Here is a 17,711-nt window from a genome sequence, read left to right as displayed (position 1 = left end):
TGACGCTACCTGCGGGGCACGACGTCACCCATGCAGCAGCGACGCATCGGGGACGTGACCGTGAGCTCCATCGGGCTGGGCGCGATGCCCCTGTCCACGAAGGATCCCCGCCCCGCCGACGACGACGCCGTCGCGGTGGTGCACGCGGCGCTCGACGCCGGCGTGACCCTGATCGACACCGCCGACGCCTACTCCCGCGACGAGGCCGAGTTCGGGCACAACGAGTCGCTGGTGGCCCGGGCGCTGGCGTCGGCCGGGTCGCCCGACGTCCTGGTGGCGACGAAGGGCGGGCACACCCGGCGCGGCACCGACTGGGACCTCGACGGGTCGCCTGCCTACCTGCGCGCGGCCTGCGAGGCGTCGCTGCGCCGGCTCGGCGTGGACGCCATCGGGCTGTACCAGTTCCACCGGCCCGACCCGTCGACGCCGTGGGAGGACTCGATGGGCGCGCTGCGGGAGCTGGCCGACGACGGGCTGGTGCGGATGGTCGGGATCTCCAACGCCGACATCGCCCAGATCGACGCCGCGCGGGCCATCGTGGGCGACGCCCTGGTCAGCGTGCAGAACCAGTTCTCCCCCGGCTGGCGGTCCTCCGCCGACGAGCTCGCGCACTGCGCCGCGACCGGGCTGGCCTTCCTGCCGTGGAGCCCCTTCGGCGGGGTGGGCGCGGCCGGCTCGCTGGACTCCACCGCCCCGGCGTTCGCGGAGGTGGCCGAGGAGCTCGGGGTGTCGGTCTACCAGGTGACGCTGGCCTGGCACCTCGCGCAGAGCGACACCGTCGTCCCCATCCCGGGCGCCTCGCGGCCGGCCTCGATCGTCGATTCCGCCGCCGCGGCCGACCTGCGCCTCTCCCCCGAGCAGCTCGCCCGCCTCGACCCGGTCTGACGCTCCCTCGGGATTGATCATCGGGTGTACGCACGATGTCCGCGTGGCGCGGGTGCGACGCGCCGGCCGCCCGTGCACGCATCCGATGATCGACGGGGAGAGGACGCCATCCACATGCGGTAGCCGCATCCACAAGTGACGGCGGCGCGCGCCGACGCCCCCGCCCACCCCGCAGCCTCACCAGATGGAGGAGATCCCGCTCGGCAGCTCGTACACCTGGTCGCAGGCGCGGGCCGCCGGCGTCACCCGGCGGCAGATCGCCGAGGACGGCGTCCGGCTGAGCCGGGGGCTCTACATCAGCAGCGCCGTCGAGAGCAGCCTGCCGCTGCGGTGCGCGGCCTGGGCCCGGGTCCTCCCACCTGACGCGGTCTTCGGTCTGGGCACCGCCGCTGCCCTGTACGGCCTGCGCGGCGAGCCCTCGGAGACGCACGTCGTCCTCACCCCCCGGCGGGTCCTGCCGCAGCGCGCAGGACTCGTCGCGCACTCCCGCGCACTGCAGACGGAGGACCGCGTGGACCTCGGCGGCGTGCCGGTCACGTCCGGGGCGCAGACGTTCCTCGACATGGCCGGGCTGCTGCACCCGGCCGATCTGCTGGTCCTCGGGGACGGGCTGATGCGCACCGGGCGGCTGCGTGCCGACGACCTGATCCGGCGGCTGGCCCGCGCCGACCGGGTGCGCGGCGTGGCACGAGCACGCGAGTGGGCACCGAGGCTCACGGAGCACGCGGGCTCACCGCGCGAGAGTCTCGTCCGGTACTGGCTCCTGACCAGCGACCTGCCGGAGCCCGAGGTCCAGGTGCCGCTGTGGGACCGACGCGGGCGCGAGGTCGCGCACGCCGACCTGGGGTACCCGCGGTGGAAGGTGGCGCTGGAGTACGAAGGCCGCCAGCACGCCGACATCGAGCAGTTCGGCCGCGACGTCGACCGCTACTCCCTGATGGCCGCAGACGGCTGGCTCGTGCTGAGGTTCGCCGCCCGTCACGGTCGGCGGGCCGTCGTCGAGCGGACCCGACGGGCGCTGCTCAGCCGCGGGTGGCGCGAACCCCGCGGCTGAGCAGTGGGAGCCCTACTCGTCGAAGACGAGCGACGGGGTGTCCTGGCGGAGCGTCTCGCCCCGGAAGAACGCCGGGTGCTTGGCCCGCCAGACGAACATCAGGACGACGCCGAGCAGCAGCAGCCCGATGCCGATGACGAACACGCTGCCCAGGCCGAACACCGACGAGCCGGTGCCGTACGCCGGGTCGAGGGTGTCGATCGCCGTCTGCACGAATACCGCGGTGAGCATGAGGGCGCCCAGCAGCGGGAGGATGCCCTTGAACACCAGGTCCCGAGCGCTGCGGGTGAGCTCCCGCCGGAAGTACCAGACGCAGGCGTAGGCGGTCAGGCCGTAGTAGAAGCAGATCATCAGGCCGAGCGCGTAGATGGTGTCGATGAGGACGTTCTCGCTGATGAGGGTCATCCCGACGTAGAAGATCGCGGTCCCCGCACCGGCGGTCAGGGTCGCCGTCGACGGCGTCAGGAAGCGCGGGTGCACGTTCCCGAACCGGCTCGGGATCGCGCCGTAGGTCCCCATCGCCAGCATCGTGCGGGCCGGCGGCAGGAACGTCGTCTGCAGGGAGGACGCGGAGCTGGCCACGACGGCCAGGAAGAGCAGGAACGCCAGACCGGCGCCCATCACCGGGTCGGCCAGCGCCGCGAAGACGTCGGCCCCGGTCTCCTCGTTGCCCAGGCCCGTGCCCTCCTCGCCGATACCGGCGTACATCTGCACCGCGATGGCCACGATCAGGTAGGTCATCACGATGACCGCCATGCACAGCAGCGCCGCGCGGCCGGGGGTGCGGGCGCTGCCGGCGGTCTCCTCGTTCACCGTGAGGCAGGTGTCCCAGCCCCAGTAGATGAACAGGGAGAGGGAGAGCCCCGCGGTGAACGCGCTGAACGAGTCGATGGCGGTGGGGTCCAGCCACGACAGCTCGAAGGGGATGCTGGCGGGCGCGGAGTCCATCTTGGTGAAGGCGAGGACCACGAAGAGCGCGAGGACCGCCAGCTGGAAGCCGACCAGCACGTACTGGACGCGCTTGGTGGTCTGCACGCCGCGGTAGGCGATCCAGGTGGCGAGCGCGACGAACGCGACGCAGGTGAGGACGTTGACCAGCTTGTTGCCGCCCAGCTCCCCCACCGCCACGGAGCCGGTGAGCTCCCCGAGCAGCAGGTAGAAGAAGGAGACGGCGACACCCGCCAGGCTGGAGAGCACGATGATCGTCGCCAGCAGGGCTCCCCAGCCGGCCATCCAGCCGACGTAGGGGTTGAAGGCCTTGGTCGCCCAGGTGAAGGACGTGCCGCAGTCGGGAGCGACGCGGTTCAGCTCCCGGTAGCCGTAGGCGACCAGCAGCATCGGCAGGAAGCCGGCCAGGAAGATCGCCGGCATCTGCAGGCCGACCTCGGTGACGGTGGGACCGAGAGTGACGGTCAGCGCGTAGACCGGCGCGATGCTCGAGATGCCGAGGACGACGCTGGCGGTCAGACCCACCGAGTTCTTCGACAGGCCCTTCGCCCGCAGGTCGGTGCGCCCCGTGGTGGCGCCCTGGTCCAGGGTCATGCAGTCCTCCTCGTCGCGCCGGTGCGGCGCGCGTCCGGTGCCGGCGTGTGCGCCGGGTCACAATGAAGCCAGCCAGTCGCCCGCCCGTGGGGGAAGACGCCGCCCCGTACACCGCCCGTCGACGGCGTCGACAGTTCGGCACGGAGGTCGGATCGCGGATCCCGGCGCTGGGAGGATGCACGACAACTGTTTCCTGCGCGTATCGCGTCGGGAAGATCGTTATCCGTCGGATACCTGCAACCGGGGTGCGGCGCGAGCGCGAGCGGCTCGCTGCTGCCGTCGTCGACGGCGCAACGGCCCCGGAACCGGGGATGTCGACCCTGGTGTCGAAGGTTTCCGTGGCATATGGTGCTCCGAACCACTGATTCCGTTGCAGTCCAGACGGGCCGAGCGCTCAGGCTGGACCCGCACGGCGGAGATCGCTGTACGACACCACCCCGGAGAACTCCTCATGACCGAGTCCGCGCCCTCGTGCCACAGCGCCGGCAGCTCCGCCGGCAGGTCCGCGACCGCCGGCACCCCGCACCCGCTGGACCCGCTGACCGCCGACGAGTTCCGCGCCGCCGCCGCGATCCTGCGCCGCGACAAGGCCGTCGACGAGCGCTGGCGGTTCGCCGCCATCGAGCTGCGCGAGCCGGCCAAGGACGTCGTCCGCTCCTTCCGGACCGGTGACCCCATCCGCCGCGACGCCCGGGTCACCCTGTGGAGCCGCGACGACGGTCTCACCTACAAGGCGGTCGTCTCCCTCACCGACGACACCGTGCTCTCCTGGGAGTCCGTGCCCGGCCAGCAGGCGAACATGACGGTGGACGAGTTCCACGAGGCGCACGAGGTCCTCATCCGGCACCCCGACGTCATCGCCGCCCTGAGCAAGCGCGGGATCACCGACCTGGACCTGGTCCTGATCGACACCTGGGCCTACGGGCACTCGCTGATCCCGCAGGAGTTCCAGGACCGGCGGGTCGGCTGGACCGACGTCTGGCGCCGCTCCCACCCGAACGGCAACCCGTTCACCAACCACGTCGCCGGGCTGCACTTCATCATCGACCTGAACTCGATGGAGCTGCTGCAGATCGAGGACAACGACCCGACGCCGCCCGGTGACGTGATGGGCGAGTACGTGCCCGCCCTGGTTCCCGGGCAGCAGCTGCGCACCGACGTCAAGCCGCTGGAGATCACCCAGCCCGAGGGCCCGTCGTTCACCCTCGACGGCCACGAGCTGCGCTGGCAGAAGTGGACGATGCGGCTGGGCTTCAACTACCGCGAGGGCCTGGTCATCCACCGGGTGGAGTACGACGGCCGCCCGATCGCCCACCGCATGTCCTTCGCCGAGATGGTCGTCCCCTACCGCGACCCCAGCCCCGACCACCACCGGCGGACCGCCTTCGACATCGGCGAGTGGGGCCTCGGCTTCATGACGACGTCGCTCAAGCTCGGCTGCGACTGCCTCGGCGACATCACCTACGTCGACGCCGTCCTGCACGACACCCGCGCCGAGCCGTACACCATCGAGAACGCCATCTGCCTCCACGAGGAGGACGACGGGGTGCTCTGGAAGCACGTCGACGACAACGCCGGGGCGGAGGTCCGCCGGTCGCGCCGCATGGTCGTCTCGTTCCACGCGACGGTGTCCAACTACGAGTACCTGACGTACTGGCGCTTCTACCAGGACGGCACGATCGAGTGCGAGGTGCGCGCCACCGGGATCATGGTGACCAGCGCCTACGACGAGACGCCGCCGGCGTACGGCACCGTCGTCGACGACCGCACCTACGCGCCGGTCCACCAGCACTTCGTCGTCGCCCGGCTCGACATGGAGGTCGACGGCCCGGAGAACACGCTCGTCGTCACCGAGAGCGAGGCGCTGCCGGTCTCGGAGGAGAACCCCTACGGCCTCGCCGTCGTCACCCGCAGCCGCCCGGTGGAGAGCGAGTCCGAGGGGCGGCTCGACGTCGACTTCGCCACCCAGCGCTCGTTCAAGGTGGTCAACCGGACCAAGCCGAACCGCCTCGGGACGGCGCCGGGCTACAAGCTGTACCCGACCTCGGCCATCCCCTCCCTGGCCGACCCGAGCGCGCCGTTCCGGCAGCGGGCGCAGGTCATCGACCACCCGGTCTGGGTCAGCCGCTTCGACGAGGAGGAGCGCTGGCCCTCCGGCGAGTTCTGCAACCAGAGCCGCGAGGACCTCGGCCTGCCGGAGTGGCAGAAGGCCGACCGCCCGCTGGTCGACACCGACATCGTGCTGTGGCACGTGTTCGGCATCCACCACGTGCCCCGGCCCGAGGACTGGCCGGTCATGCCGGTCGACGTCTTCTCCTTCGAGCTCAAGCCGGTCGGGTTCTTCGACCGGAACCCCGCGCTCGACGTGCCGCCGGCCCCGGGCCGCTGCCACTGATGGAGCCCCTGGGGGCGGCGGCCCTGCCGCGGTTCCTGTCGCGCAGCGCGGCGGGGGCCGCGGCGGGGTGCGCCGCCGTGCACGGGCTGGCGCTCGCGGCGGCACCGCACCCGGGTGCGGCAGCGACCCTGCTGCTGGTGGCGGCCTGCCTGCTCTGCGCGGTGCACCTGTTCCGGCTTCCGTCGCCGGCGGCGTGGGCGCTGCACGTCTTCCTGACGACGGCGATGCTGGCCGCCCACCCCCCGCTGGCGACCGCTCACCACGCGGCGTCCGGCCTGTCGGCATGGGCGGGGCCGGTGGCCGGGGTGCTGGCCGTGGCCGCCCTGCTGCTGGCTGCCGTGCGCGCTCTCGGCGCCCTGCGCGGACCCGTTCCGGCCTGAACGCCGACGCCCTGGCCGCTGCGGAGGGTCACCACCGCTTCCCGTCCGCACCGCGGGCGGCCTGAGGAAGAGCGGGTCTACGGCCTATGGAGCTGGAAGCGCGCCCCTACCCTGACGCCATGGTTGAGCGAGAGGTCGGCAAGCTGTCAGTCTGGCGCTGGTTCGGCCGCGACCGGGTCTCGCTCCACGACCTCGAGTACCTCGTGGCCGCCAGCTCACGGCATGACTGGCGAGAGACGGTCCTCCGGATGCGCCTGCCCGACTGGAAGAAGGCGGGCACGGTCAAGGGAAGCGATCCGTGCTTCGCCGTCGCCGCCGCCGAGCCAGGTCGCGCCTTCTGGCGCGAACTCGGTGAGGGAACGGAATGGCGGGACGAAGCCGCGCTCGAGGAGTTGCGGCGTACGTCGACCGTTCGAGAACTGAGCGCTGGGCGTTACTCCGAGCCGGTGCACCGACCTGCCCCGCGCTGAACGAGCGACGGTGCGGAGGTAGCCCCGAGGGGGCCGCCCCGGGGCGCGAGTGTCGACACGAGTTCGAGCACAGAAACTGTCGTACCTCGAACGTATGTTCGTCCCATGTCAGCAGCGGTGGCCGAGCGCTCGTCCCTCGAAGGTGCGCTGGTCGGCTGGCTGCTGGAGCAGGCGCCGACCAGTGCCAGGTTGCCCCTGGGAGTGCTGACAAAGGCGGAGAAGGCCGCCGAGCTGCAGCGGCTGCAGGCCCGCAAGGCCATGGACGCCGCCTACGAGGCCGAGCTCGTGCTGGGTCTGGCGGACGACACCCCCGACACCCTCGATCCGGCGCCGGACCAGCCCGGCGCCCGCAAGGGCTCGTGGGCACCGGACACCGAGCTCCCCGGGGTCTCGCAGTTCTTCACCAGCGAACTGGCGACGGTGCTCAACTGCGGCCGCGGCGCCGCCTCGCACCTGGCGCACCGGGCCTGGACCTACAGAGAGAACCTGCCCGCCACCTGGGCGGCACTGGCCGAAGGCAGGCTGGACGAGCCCCGCGCCAGGACGCTCGCCGACGTCCTGCAGCACACCTCACCGGCCCTGGCGCGGCAGGTCGAGGCGCGACTGCTGCCCGGAGCGACGGGCCTGTCCCGCGGGCGGCTCCGCGCCCGCGCGCTGGAACTCCTGCTGGAGCTGGACGCCGACGCCGTCGACACCCGCCGCAAGGAGGCCCGGCGGCAGGCCGACGTGCGCAGCTACCCCTCGCACCTGGAGGGCATGGCGACCCTGGCCGCCGAGCTGCCCGCCGACGAGGCCGCCGAAGGCATGGACCTGATCGACCAGCTGGCCCGGATGGCCAAGGCCGACGGTGACCCGCGGCCCATCGGCCAGATCCGCAGCGAGGTCTTCTCCCTGCTGATCCGCCGGCCGGCCGACCGCCTGCTCCCGGGCGTCACGGCGAACGTGACGGTCACTGCGGCCTTGGACGCGCTCGAGGGCACCTCCGCCACGCCGGGATCGGTCGACGGCCTGCCCATCACCGCGGCGCACGTCCGCGCGCTGCTGCAGCGGATCGGGGCGCTGGGCCAGCACACCCCCGAGGGCGGCTCCCTGCGCTTCGCGATCACCGATGCCGACGGGCGGCTGCTCGCCACCGCGACGCCGGAGCAGCTGGAGCGGCTGGCCCGCAGGGACTGCGCCACCCACGAGGACGACTGCGGGTGCGCCGTCCTGGGCCGGCCGGAGGCGAGCAGCGGCTACTCCCCCACCAGAACGCAGGAAGCGTTCGTCACCACCCGCGACCGGACCTGCCGCTTCCCGAACTGCGGGCAGCGAGCGGCCTGGGCGGACCTCGACCACGTCGTCCCCCACGGCTGCGGTGGTGCCACCGACTGCGCCAACCTGTGCTGCCTGTGCCGCAGCCACCACCGGCTGAAGACCTTCGCCCGCGGCTGGCGGTTCGAGATGACCGCCGACGGCGTGCTCCACGTCACCACCCCGTCCGGCGTTACCCGCACCACGCGCCCACCGGGGATGCGCAGCCCTGCACCGGAGCCGGAGGCGAAGGAGACGCCGACCGACACCGCGGATCCGGACCCGCCGCCCTTCTGACGCACCAGCGCCGAGAAGTCAGTCCTCGGGCAGCCGCACCGGCGCGAGCTCGTCGAACAGGTCGCCGGGGCCGGGGTTGTCCGGATGCGTGCGCCCACCGAGGTGGTTCACGACGCCCCACACCGCGTTGAGCGCCGTCTGCACCGCACCCTCCGCCCAGCCGGCGGTCCAGGAGATGTCGTCGCCGGCGAGGAACAGGCCGCGGTAGCGCTCCGGCAGGTCGTCCTGCACGAAGTGGGTGAACAGCCGCCGCTGGTACCGGTAGTGGCCGGGCAGGTTGGCCTTGAAGGCGCCCATGTAGTCGCGCTCGGACTCCCAGGACACCGTGACCGGCGAGGCGATGATGTGCCGACGCAGGTCGACGTCGGGGTAGATCTCGCGCAGCGAGCTGAGCATGACCTCCATGCGCTCGGTCGCCGACAGCGGCAGCCACTTGAGCGAGTCGTCGGCCCACGTGTAGCTGAGGCAGATCAGCCCCGGCTTCCCCTCGCCCTGGTCGAGCAGGTAGGTGCCGCGGGTCATCCGGTCGGTCAGCGTCATGCTCATCCGGTGCCGCCCGGTCGCGGGGTCGACGTCCTTCCAGAACGGCCGGTCGACCAGGCAGAACAGCTTCGTCGAGCCCATGTAGTGGGTGCGCTCGATCGCGGTCCAGTGGTCGATCGGGAACAGCGCCTCGTCGCAGGCGATCCGCGAGAGCAGGTTCCAGCTCTGCGCGGTGAACACCGCGGCCCGGAAGGTGCGGATGCCGCCGTCGGCATCGGTGACCGTGAGGTGGTTCGGCTCGGTGCGGTGCAGCCGGGTCACCGCGGGCAGCGGCCGGCCGCCGGGGTGCAGCGAGGCGAGGCTGGTGCCCGCCGGCCAGTGCGCCGGTGCCGCGGCCCCGCTCTCCCACAGCCGCACCGGCACCTGCTGGCAGCCGCCTTCGATGGACAGGTGGTCGTCGTCGGCCGCGGTGAAGACCACCCGCAGGATCTCCAGCATCGAGTTCGGGTAGTCGGTGTCCCAGCCCCCGGTGCCGAACCCGACCTGGCCGAACACCTCGCGGTGCCGGAACGAGGCGAACGCCGGCGACGCGGCGAGGAACCCGTAGAAGGTGGTGTCGTCGAGCCGCTCGACCAGGTCGTCCCAGATCGCCTTGATGGCCGTGACGTCGCGGTCGCGGATAGCGGCCTGCATCTCCTCCAGGCGCGCGCTGCTCACCAGCGTCTCGTGCCAGGCGTCGGCCACCTCGCGGTAGAGCGGCGGCAGGTCGTCGAGGGTGCGCGCGTAGTGCGTCTCGCCCTTGAGGTCGACGACGGTGCTGGGGGTGTCCACGTCGAGCGGGTTCGGGAAGCGCGTCGTCGACAGCCCCAGCCCGCGCACGTAGTGGAAGAAGCTGGTCGACGACGGCGGGAAGCGCATCGCGCCCATCTCGGCCACCACGCCGGGGTGCCCTTCGAACTCCAGCGAGCGCAGCCGCCCACCGATCTCGTGCGCCTCGTAGACGACCGGCCGCAGTCCCAGCTTCATCAGCTCGTGCGCGGTCACGATGCCCGACAGGCCACCACCGATGACCGCCACCTCGGTGCCGTGCTCCGCCTCGGGGACCTCGCCCAGCCCGGCGGGGTGGGCCAGCCAGTCGTCGTAGGCGAAGGGGAAGTCGGGGCCGAACATCGTCAGCGGGCGGGCCGGCCGCGCCTGGCCCGGCTCGTGGGCGTTGACCGGGATGGCGGAGGTCATGCGCGGTTCTCCGGGAGGTAGAGCTCGGGACGGCGGTCGGCCAGGTGGGTGTTCACCCGGCGGGAGGCGGTGAGGACGGCGGGGTCGACGTCGGCCACGACCAGCTCCTCGCCCCGCCCGGCCCGGGCGAGCTCGGTGCCGTCGGGGGCGATGACGCAGCTGGCGCCGCAGTAGACGAACTCGCCCTCGCTCCCGGTGCGGTTGGCGTAGGCCACGAAGAGCTGGCTCTCGTAGGCCCGGGCGGATACCAGCACGGTGCCGACGTGGCCGTAGGGATCCATCAGCCCGGTGGGGACGACGAGCAGCTCCGTGCCGGCCAGCGCGTGCGCCCGCACCGCCTCGGGGAACTCGACGTCGTAGCAGATCAGCACCCCCACGACGAGGCCGTCGAGCTCGAACTGCACCACGCCCACGTCACCGGGGACGAAGGCGTCGTGGTCGACGTCGCCGTACAGGTGGGCCTTGGCGTAGGAGGCCAACCGGGTCCCGTCGCGGTCGATCACCACGACGGTGTTGGCGATGCCGGCCGCACCCCGCACCGGGAGCCCGGCCGCGATCGCGAGGCCGTGCTCGGCGGCGATCGCGGCGACCCGGTCGGTCAGCGGACCGTGCTCGGGCTCCGCCAGCTCCGCCACCCGGTCGGCGCCGATCGCGTAGCCGGTCAGCGACATCTCGGGCGTGACGAGCAGCCGTGCCCCGGCGGCGGCCGCCCGACCGGCCGCGTCCGCGACAGCGGCCAGTGCGGCCTCGGGGTCCGGCGTGAGCGCGGGGCCCTGCAGCAGTGCGATGCGCACGGTCTCCTCCTGGGGTCGCAGGCAGCTTCACCGCGGGGTTGATCCCTTGTCAACCACCGTTTCCTAGACGGGTGCGCGACCGGCCGCGAGGGCGGGGGCGAAGACCCAGAGCACCCGCGTGGTGCCGGTCGTGCGCAGCGAGCGGAAGCCGTGCTCGAGGCCCGGCGAGAAGGTGAAGGCGTCCCCGGTGCCGAGCACCGTCGCCGCTCCGCCCACGGTCACCTCGAGATCGCCCTCCACGACGAAGACGAACTCGACCTCCGCCTCGAGGGCGTAGGACTCCTCCCCGCTGCCGCCACCCGGTGCGATCTCGGACAGGATCGCCTGCACCCGCCGCTCGCCCGAGGGCGTGAGCAGGTACTCCGCGAGCCCGCGCCCACCGAAGGCGATGGGGGGATAGCTCCCGGTCCGCACCGCCTCACCGCCGGACGGCGCCTCGAACAGGCTCGCCGGCGAGATGCCGAGCGCGGCGCAGACCCGCACGAGGGCCGCGACCGAGGCGCTGGTCTGGTCGCGCTCGAGCTTGCTGAGGAACCCCTTGGTCAGGCCGCTGGCGTCGGCCACGTCGGTGAGGGTGAGCCGGCGCGCCTGGCGGACGGCCTTGAGCCGGCCGCCGATCTGCGGCGTCCCCGCCTCGGGCACTGCCTCCATCGCCACCTCCCCGGTCTCCTGCGGACAGTAGTTGCCGACGGGTCGTTGACAAATGGGAAACACGAGTTGACAGTGACGATCGACCCGGACGGGGCATCCCCCGCCCTCGCACCGCCCGAAGCCAGGAGACGCCCGTGCAGGAGCAGCCGCCGATCGGCCCCGTCGACGCCACGCGGGTCCCCCGCTACGCCGGCCCGGCCACCTTCGCGCGGCTGCCGCGCCTGGACGAGGTGTCCCGTGCCGACGTCGCCGTCCTCGGCGTCCCGTTCGACACCGGCGTCAGCTACCGGCCGGGCGCCCGGTTCGGCCCCGGTCACGTGCGGGCCGGCTCCAAGCTGCTTCGCCCCTACAACCCGGCGCTCGACGCCACGCCCTTCGGCACCCAGCAGGTGGCCGACGCCGGCGACATCGGCGTCAACCCGTTCGACATCGGCGAGGCGATCGAGACCATCGACCGCGAGGTGACCGCGCTGCGCTCCGACGGTGCCCAGCTGCTCACCCTCGGCGGCGACCACACCATCGCCCTGCCCATCCTGCGGTCGCTCGCCCGCGACCACGGCCCGGTGGCGGTCCTGCACTTCGACGCCCACCTCGACACCTGGGACACCTACTTCGGCGCGCCGTACACGCACGGCACCCCGTTCCGCCGCGCCAGCGAGGAGGGGCTCATCGACATGGAGCGCTCGCTGCACATGGGCATCCGCGGCCCGCTGTACAGCAAGCAGGACCTCGAGGACGACGCCGTCCTGGGCTTCCAGGTGATCCGCTCCGACGACTACGAGGTCGACGGCGTGCGCAGCATCGTCGAGCGCATGCGGGCCCGGCTCGCCGGCGGGCCGGTCTACGTGTCGGTCGACATCGACGTCCTCGACCCCGCGCACGCCCCGGGCACCGGCACCCCGGAGGCCGGTGGCCTCACCAGCCGCGAGCTGCTCAACACCCTGCGCGGGCTGGTCGGCCTGGACATCGTCGGCGCCGACATCGTCGAGGTGGCCCCGGCCTACGACCACGCCGAGCTGACCGGCATCGCCGCGGCGCACGTCGGCTACGAGCTGCTGTCGGTCCTGGCCCTCAACCGGGCCTGAACCCGGGCGTCAGAGCCCGGCGTCGGCCTGCGTGGACCCCTGCGGACCGCGGGTGCCCCAGGCGTAGGTCTGCTTGGCCAGACCCAGGTAGAGGTGGGTCTCGGTGGACTCGACGCCGTCGACCGCACGGATGCGGGCGACGACGTCGAGCAGCTGGTCGTCGTCCTCGCAGACCACCTCGACCAGCAGGTCGACCGAGCCCGCGGTGATGACGACGTAGTCGACCTCGGAGAAGGCGGCGATCTTCTCGGCCGCGATCCGGGCGTCCTGGCTGGTGCGGACGCCGACCATCGCCTGGCGCGAGAAGCCGACCTGCAGCGGATCGGTGACGCCGACGATCTGCATGACGCCGGCGTCGAGCAGCCGCTGCACGCGCTGGCGGACGGCGGCCTCCGACAGGCCGACGGCCGCGGCGATCCGGGCGTAGGGGCGGCGCCCGTCCTCCTGCAGCTGCTCGATGATCGCCCGCGAGACGTCGTCCAGCACGAACTGCCGGCGCATCGTCACCCGGGCCTCCCGCCTCGATCTCGTGGTCCCGGCGGCTCCGGGCCCAGGCATCGTAACGACCGGCCCGGGCCCGGGGCGCCCTCCTTCCGGGGGAGCCTCAGCCGAGACCCGCCACGAGGCGGCGCAGCTCGGCCGTCACCACGCAGGCCCGGCCCAGGACGTCGTCGGAGGCGGATAGGGCCTGCTCCCGCACGGCGGTGAAGCGGCTCAGCGCCGCCGCGTGCCGCTCGGTGAAGGCGACCGCGTCCCCGCCGGCGTCCCGGATCAGTGCGCCCACGAGCGCCCACCGCAGCCGGTCGGCCTCGTCGCGCAGCGCCGCACGGGCCGCAACCGACCAGTGCGAGATGCCGGCCTGCTCCACGGTCCACGTCCGGACCCGCGCCATGCCCAGCAGCTCCTCCACCGCGGCGTCGGCCTCGACGACCCGGCTGACCGGCGCCCCGGTGGCCCGGACGACCCCGGCCAGGTCGACCAGGTCGGCCCGGACGGCGGCGAGCGCCAGCCGCTCCGCCAGCTCGGCGCCTGCTCCGGCGGCAGTCAGCTCGGCCCGCAGCGTGCGGGCGCGGTTCCCGGCGGCTCCCGGGCGGGCCAGCCAGCCCGCCGGGTCCAGCTCGTCGCCGACGGCGGCCAGCGCGGCCGCTGCCGCGGAGAGCGCCGCGGGCTCGGGGTGGTCGTGCAGCAGCCGGTCGGCCACCCGCTCGGTCACCGCCTGCAGCTCCGGCAGCGCCAGCCGCTCCACGGCCAGGGGCACCTCCGCGCCGACCAGGGCCCACACCGGGTCCAGGTCCAGCACCCGGGTGGCGACGGTGTACGCGCGCACCGCCACGGACGTGGGGACGCCGTGCCGCTCCTCCAGCCGGAGCAAGAAGCCCGGACCCACCCGGTTGACCAGGTCGTTGGCCAGCTGGGTGGCGGTGATCTCCCGGGCCAGCGGATGGGCGGCCACCCGGTCGGGCCAGCGCTGCCGCACCGCGCGGGGGAAGTACGCGGCGAGCACACCGGCCACCGACGGGTCCTCGGGCAGGTCGCTCGCCAGAAGCTCCTCGCGCACCAGGTTCTTGGAGTGCGCGAGCAGCACGGCGGCCTCCGGGCGGGTCAGACCGGCACCGGCCTGGCGCAGCCGCTCCACCTCGGCCTCCGAGGGCAGCACCTCGAGGTCGCGGTCCAGCCCGCGCCGCTCGAGGTCGCCGATCAGCTGGGCGTGCCGGTCGAGCAGGAACGGCGCCTGGGCCGCGCACACCGACAGCGCCCGGGCCTGCAGCGCGTTGTCGGCCAGCACCGCCTCGGCCACCTCGTCCTCGACCGCGCGCAGCACGGCGTCGCGGTCGGCGCGGGGCACGCCGGACAGCAGGATCTTGAGGTTGACCTCGCGGTCGGAGGTGTCGACGCCAGCGGAGTTGTCGATGAAGTCGGTGTTGAGCGCGACCCCGGCCCGGGCCGCGGCGATGCGGGCGCGCTGGGTCAGGCCCAGGTTGCCGCCCTCCCCCACCACCCGGCAGCGCAGCTCCTCGGCGGTCACGCGGACCGCGTCGTTGGCCCGGTCGCCCACCTGCGCGTCGGTCTCCGCCGCCGCCCGGACGTAGGTGCCGATGCCGCCGTTCCACAGCAGGTCGACCGGCGCCCGCAGCACCGCCCGCACCAGCTCGGCCGGCGACAGCTCCTCGGCGTCCACGCCCAGCCGGGCACGCACCTGCGGCGAGAGCGGCACGCTCTTGGCGTCCCGCCGGTGCACGCCACCCCCGGGCGACAACGCCGCGCGGTCGTAGTCGTCCCACGACGAGCCCGGCGCGGCGAACAGCCGCCGCCGCTCGGCCGCGGAGCGCACCGGGTCCGGATCGGGGTCGAGGAACACGTGCCGGTGGTCGAAGGCGGCCACGAGCCGCAGCTCGTCGGAGAGCAGCATCCCGTTGCCGAACACGTCGCCGGACATGTCGCCGATGCCCACGGCGGTCAGCGGTCCGTCGGGGTCGGTGCCCAGCTCGCGCAGGTGCCGGCGCACCGACACCCACGCGCCGCGCGCGGTGATGCCCATGGCCTTGTGGTCGTAGCCGCTCGAGCCCCCGGAGGCGAAGGCGTCGCCCAGCCAGAAACCGCGCCGCTCGGACACCTCGTTGGCCAGGTCGGAGAAGGTCGCCGTCCCCTTGTCCGCGGCCACCACCAGGTACGGGTCCGGGCCGTCGTGCACCACCGTGCGGGCGGGGTGGACCACGGCGTCGCCGTCGCGGTCGTCGGTGACGTCGAGCAGGGCGCCGACGAAGGTGCGGTAGGCGTCGGCCACCCGGGCCTGCACGGTCGCGCGGTCGAGCTCGCGCAGGTCGCCGCGGACGACGAAGGCGCCCTTGGCCCCGGCCGGCACGATCACCGCGTTCTTGACCATCTGCGCCTTGACCAGGCCGAGCACCTCGGTGCGGAAGTCCTCCGGGCGCTCGGACCAGCGCAGCCCGCCCCGGGCGACGCGGGCACCCCGCAGGTGCAGCCCCTCCATCCGCGGCGAGCAGACGAAGGTCTCCACCTCCGGCCGCGGTGCCGGCAGCAGGTCGAGCCCGGCGGAGGCGATCTTCAGGGCGAGGGCCGGCCGCGGCGCCCCGTGCTCGTCCACCTGGTACCGGTTGGTGCGCACGACGGCGGCGAGCACGTCGCGCAGACCGCGGAGGATGCGGTCCTCGTCCAGGCTGGTGGTGCGGCCGAGCAGCTCGGCCAGGTGGTCGGCCGCGGAGGCCGCCACCGCCGGGTCGGCGGCGTCGGGGTCGTGCCGGGCCGCGAAGGAGGCCAGCAGCGCCCGGGCGAACTCCGGGGCGGCGAGGACGGTCTGCTCGACGTAGCCCCGGGACAGGCCCAGGCCGACCTGCGCGAGGTAGCGGCAGGCGGCGCGGAGCACGGCGACGTCGCCCACCGGCAGGCCCGCCCCGACGGTCAGCCGGGAGAGCCCGTCGAGCTCGGTCTCCCCCGCCCACGCCGCGGCGAGCGCCTGCTCCAGGCGGGGCAGCGCGGTGGCCGCCGCCGTGCCGGCCGGGAGGAGCAGCTCCAGCCGGGTGGCAGGCGCGCCCTCGTCCCCCGGGACGGCGACGGCGTCGGCCACGCGCACGCCGAGCCGGTCGAACACGGGCACGACGTCGGCCAGCAGCGGACGCTCGGCGGGCCAGGTGACCAGACCGCCCACCCGGCCCTCGCCGGCCGCTGCCCCGGGGCGCAGGGTCAGCCGGCGGCGGGCGGTCGGGGCGCTCACCGCGCGACGTGCGCGTCGAACGCGGCGTCGAGGACGTCGAGCCCCTCGAGGAGCAGCTCCTGCCCGATGACGAGCGGGGGCAGGAAGCGCAGCACGTTGCCGAACGTGCCGGCGGTGAGGGTGATGACGCCCTCGGCGTGGCAGGCCTTGTTGACCGCGGCGGTCAGCGCGGCGTCGGGCTCGGTCGTCCCGGGCTTCACCACCTCGACGGCGAGCATGGCGCCGCGACCGCGGACGTCGCCGATCACGCCGGTGCGCTCCGCGAGCGCGTGCAGCCGTGGCAGCATGGTGGCCTCGATGGCCCGGGCGGCGCCGGCCAGGTCCTGCTCGCGCATGACGCGGATGCTGGCCAGCGCGGCGGCGCAGGAGACGGGGTTGCCGCCGTAGGTGCCGCCGAGGCCTCCGGTGTGGACGGCGTCCATCAGCTCGGCGCGACCGGTGAGCCCGGCCAGCGGCATGCCGGCGGCGATGCCCTTGGCCGTGGTGATCAGGTCGGGGACGACCTGCTCGTGCTCGGAGGCGAACCACGCGCCGGTGCGGCAGAAGCCGGTCTGCACCTCGTCGGCGATGAACACCGCGCCCGACCGGCGGCACCACTCGGCCAGCGCCGGCAGGAAGCCCGGCGCCGGGACGACGAAGCCGCCCTCGCCCTGGATGGGCTCGATGAGCACGGCGGCGACGTTCTGCGCGCCGATCTGCGTCTCGATCATCGAGAAGGCGCGCTCGGCGGCCTGCTCGCCGGTGAGGCCCGGCTCGTCCCGGAACGGGTAGGACATCGGCACCCGGTAGACCTCGCCGGCGAACGGCCCGAAACCGTGCTTGTAGGGCATGTTCTTCGCCGTCAGCGCCATCGTCAGGTTGGTGCGCCCGTGGTAGGCGTGGTCGAAGACGACGACGGCCGAGCGGCCGGTGGCGACCCGCGCGACCTTGACGGCGTTCTCCACGGCCTCCGCGCCGGTGTTGAACAGCGCCGAGCGCTTCTCGTGGTCGCCCGGGGTGAGCCGGTCGAGCTCCTCGGCGACGGCGACGTAGCCCTCGTAGGGACCGACCATGAAGCAGGTGTGCAGGAAGGAGGCGGCCTGCGCCTGGATGGCCGCGACGACCTCGGGCTGCGCGTGCCCGACGTTGGTGACGGCGATGCCCGAGCCCAGGTCGATGAGGGAGTTGCCGTCGACGTCGACGATCACCCCGCCGGCCGCCCGCTCGACGTAGACCGGGAGGGTGCTGCCCACGGCCGAGGTGACGGCGGCGGACCGCCGGGCGGCGAGCTCGCGTGAACGGGGGCCGGGCAGCTCGGTGACCAGTCGCCGCTCCTGGGCGACGGTCTCGGTGCCGGTGAGCAGGTCGGTCATCGCTGTCTCCTCGTGGGGCCGCCTCCCCCGACGGGGGATGTCCGCGTCCCCAAGGATCCGT

At 73.5% G+C, this 17,711-nt stretch carries 14 protein-coding genes; 7 read left to right on the top strand and 7 right to left on the bottom strand.

Features of this window, described 5'->3' with window-relative positions; all coding sequences use genetic code 11:
* Positions 1–30: 30 nt before the first annotated feature.
* Both DQ244_RS14915 and DQ244_RS14910 read left to right on the top strand, forming a co-directional pair.
* Complete coding sequence (locus tag DQ244_RS14915; protein WP_113812261.1) at positions 31–885, top strand: aldo/keto reductase; 855 nt, start codon at positions 31–33, stop codon at positions 883–885.
* A gap of 184 nt (positions 886–1,069) precedes the next feature.
* On the top strand, positions 1,070–1,939 hold the full coding sequence (locus tag DQ244_RS14910; protein WP_113812260.1) for a hypothetical protein: 870 nt from the start codon (positions 1,070–1,072) through the stop codon (positions 1,937–1,939).
* 12 nt (positions 1,940–1,951) lie between these two features.
* Here the strand turns inward: DQ244_RS14910 and DQ244_RS14905 are convergent, their stop codons facing one another.
* Positions 1,952–3,481, bottom strand: a complete 1,530-nt coding sequence (locus DQ244_RS14905; protein WP_113812259.1) for an APC family permease — start codon at positions 3,479–3,481, stop codon at positions 1,952–1,954.
* A gap of 451 nt (positions 3,482–3,932) precedes the next feature.
* On the opposite strand from DQ244_RS14905, the gene DQ244_RS14900 reads away from it, so the two are divergent.
* The 4 genes from DQ244_RS14900 to DQ244_RS14885 all read left to right on the top strand — a co-directional run bounded on the left by DQ244_RS14900 (position 3,933) and on the right by DQ244_RS14885 (position 8,316).
* A complete protein-coding gene (locus DQ244_RS14900; RefSeq protein WP_113812258.1) occupies positions 3,933–5,876 on the top strand; it encodes a primary-amine oxidase in 1,944 nt (647 codons plus the stop codon).
* Entirely contained in the window at positions 5,876–6,256 is a 381-nt protein-coding gene (locus DQ244_RS14895) for a hypothetical protein (protein WP_113812257.1), read from the top strand. Before DQ244_RS14900 ends, DQ244_RS14895 begins: the two co-directional genes overlap by 1 nt.
* A 119-nt stretch (positions 6,257–6,375) precedes the next feature.
* Entirely contained in the window at positions 6,376–6,726 is a 351-nt protein-coding gene (locus DQ244_RS14890) for a hypothetical protein (RefSeq protein WP_147251535.1), read from the top strand.
* Between the two features lie 105 nt (positions 6,727–6,831).
* Entirely contained in the window at positions 6,832–8,316 is a 1,485-nt protein-coding gene (locus tag DQ244_RS14885) for an HNH endonuclease signature motif containing protein (protein WP_113812255.1), read from the top strand.
* An 18-nt stretch (positions 8,317–8,334) separates the two neighbouring features.
* Here the strand turns inward: DQ244_RS14885 and DQ244_RS14880 are convergent, their stop codons facing one another.
* From DQ244_RS14880 to DQ244_RS14870, 3 genes are all read right to left on the bottom strand, one after another.
* Positions 8,335–10,035, bottom strand: coding sequence for an NAD(P)/FAD-dependent oxidoreductase (locus DQ244_RS14880; protein ID WP_113812254.1), 1,701 nt, complete (start codon positions 10,033–10,035; stop codon positions 8,335–8,337).
* On the bottom strand, positions 10,032–10,829 hold the full coding sequence (locus DQ244_RS14875) for a carbon-nitrogen hydrolase family protein (RefSeq protein WP_113812253.1): 798 nt from the start codon (positions 10,827–10,829) through the stop codon (positions 10,032–10,034). Before DQ244_RS14875 ends, DQ244_RS14880 begins: the two co-directional genes overlap by 4 nt.
* Positions 10,830–10,892: 63 nt before the next feature.
* A complete protein-coding gene (locus DQ244_RS14870; protein ID WP_113812423.1) occupies positions 10,893–11,480 on the bottom strand; it encodes a helix-turn-helix domain-containing protein in 588 nt (195 codons plus the stop codon).
* A 134-nt stretch (positions 11,481–11,614) separates the two neighbouring features.
* On the opposite strand from DQ244_RS14870, the gene speB reads away from it, so the two are divergent.
* Complete coding sequence (speB, locus tag DQ244_RS14865; RefSeq protein WP_113812252.1) at positions 11,615–12,565, top strand: agmatinase; 951 nt, start codon at positions 11,615–11,617, stop codon at positions 12,563–12,565.
* Positions 12,566–12,574: 9 nt separating this feature from the next.
* Here the strand turns inward: speB and DQ244_RS14860 are convergent, their stop codons facing one another.
* The 3 genes from DQ244_RS14860 to gabT form a co-directional block, all read right to left on the bottom strand.
* Positions 12,575–13,048 carry an Lrp/AsnC family transcriptional regulator gene (locus DQ244_RS14860; RefSeq protein ID WP_407060696.1) on the bottom strand — a complete coding sequence of 158 codons (474 nt, stop codon included), beginning with the start codon at positions 13,046–13,048 and terminating at the stop codon, positions 12,575–12,577.
* A 121-nt stretch (positions 13,049–13,169) separates the two neighbouring features.
* Positions 13,170–16,298: an NAD-glutamate dehydrogenase domain-containing protein gene (locus DQ244_RS14855; RefSeq protein ID WP_113812250.1), complete on the bottom strand. Its 3,129-nt coding sequence runs from the start codon at positions 16,296–16,298 to the stop codon at positions 13,170–13,172.
* A complete protein-coding gene (gene gabT, locus DQ244_RS14850) occupies positions 16,295–17,650 on the bottom strand; it encodes a 4-aminobutyrate--2-oxoglutarate transaminase (RefSeq protein ID WP_113812249.1) in 1,356 nt (451 codons plus the stop codon). The genes DQ244_RS14855 and gabT overlap by 4 nt, the downstream gene beginning before the upstream one ends.
* Positions 17,651–17,711 lie beyond the last annotated feature (61 nt).

The sequence above is a fragment of the Blastococcus sp. TBT05-19 genome, from assembly GCF_003319095.1.
Lineage (GTDB): Bacteria > Actinomycetota > Actinomycetes > Mycobacteriales > Geodermatophilaceae > Blastococcus.
This window is presented reverse-complemented; position numbering and strand designations above follow the sequence as displayed.

Coding starts and splice junctions, on each gene's coding strand:
- DQ244_RS14915 (WP_113812261.1), top strand. CDS start 31: ATGCAGCAGCGACGCATCGGGGACGTGACCGTGAGCTCCATCGGGCTG.
- DQ244_RS14910 (WP_113812260.1), top strand. CDS start 1,070: ATGGAGGAGATCCCGCTCGGCAGCTCGTACACCTGGTCGCAGGCGCGG.
- DQ244_RS14905 (WP_113812259.1), bottom strand. CDS start 3,481: ATGACCCTGGACCAGGGCGCCACCACGGGGCGCACCGACCTGCGGGCG.
- DQ244_RS14900 (WP_113812258.1), top strand. CDS start 3,933: ATGACCGAGTCCGCGCCCTCGTGCCACAGCGCCGGCAGCTCCGCCGGC.
- DQ244_RS14895 (WP_113812257.1), top strand. CDS start 5,876: ATGGAGCCCCTGGGGGCGGCGGCCCTGCCGCGGTTCCTGTCGCGCAGC.
- DQ244_RS14890 (WP_147251535.1), top strand. CDS start 6,376: ATGGTTGAGCGAGAGGTCGGCAAGCTGTCAGTCTGGCGCTGGTTCGGC.
- DQ244_RS14885 (WP_113812255.1), top strand. CDS start 6,832: ATGTCAGCAGCGGTGGCCGAGCGCTCGTCCCTCGAAGGTGCGCTGGTC.
- DQ244_RS14880 (WP_113812254.1), bottom strand. CDS start 10,035: ATGACCTCCGCCATCCCGGTCAACGCCCACGAGCCGGGCCAGGCGCGG.
- DQ244_RS14870 (WP_113812423.1), bottom strand. CDS start 11,480: ATGGAGGCAGTGCCCGAGGCGGGGACGCCGCAGATCGGCGGCCGGCTC.
- gabT (WP_113812249.1), bottom strand. CDS start 17,650: ATGACCGACCTGCTCACCGGCACCGAGACCGTCGCCCAGGAGCGGCGA.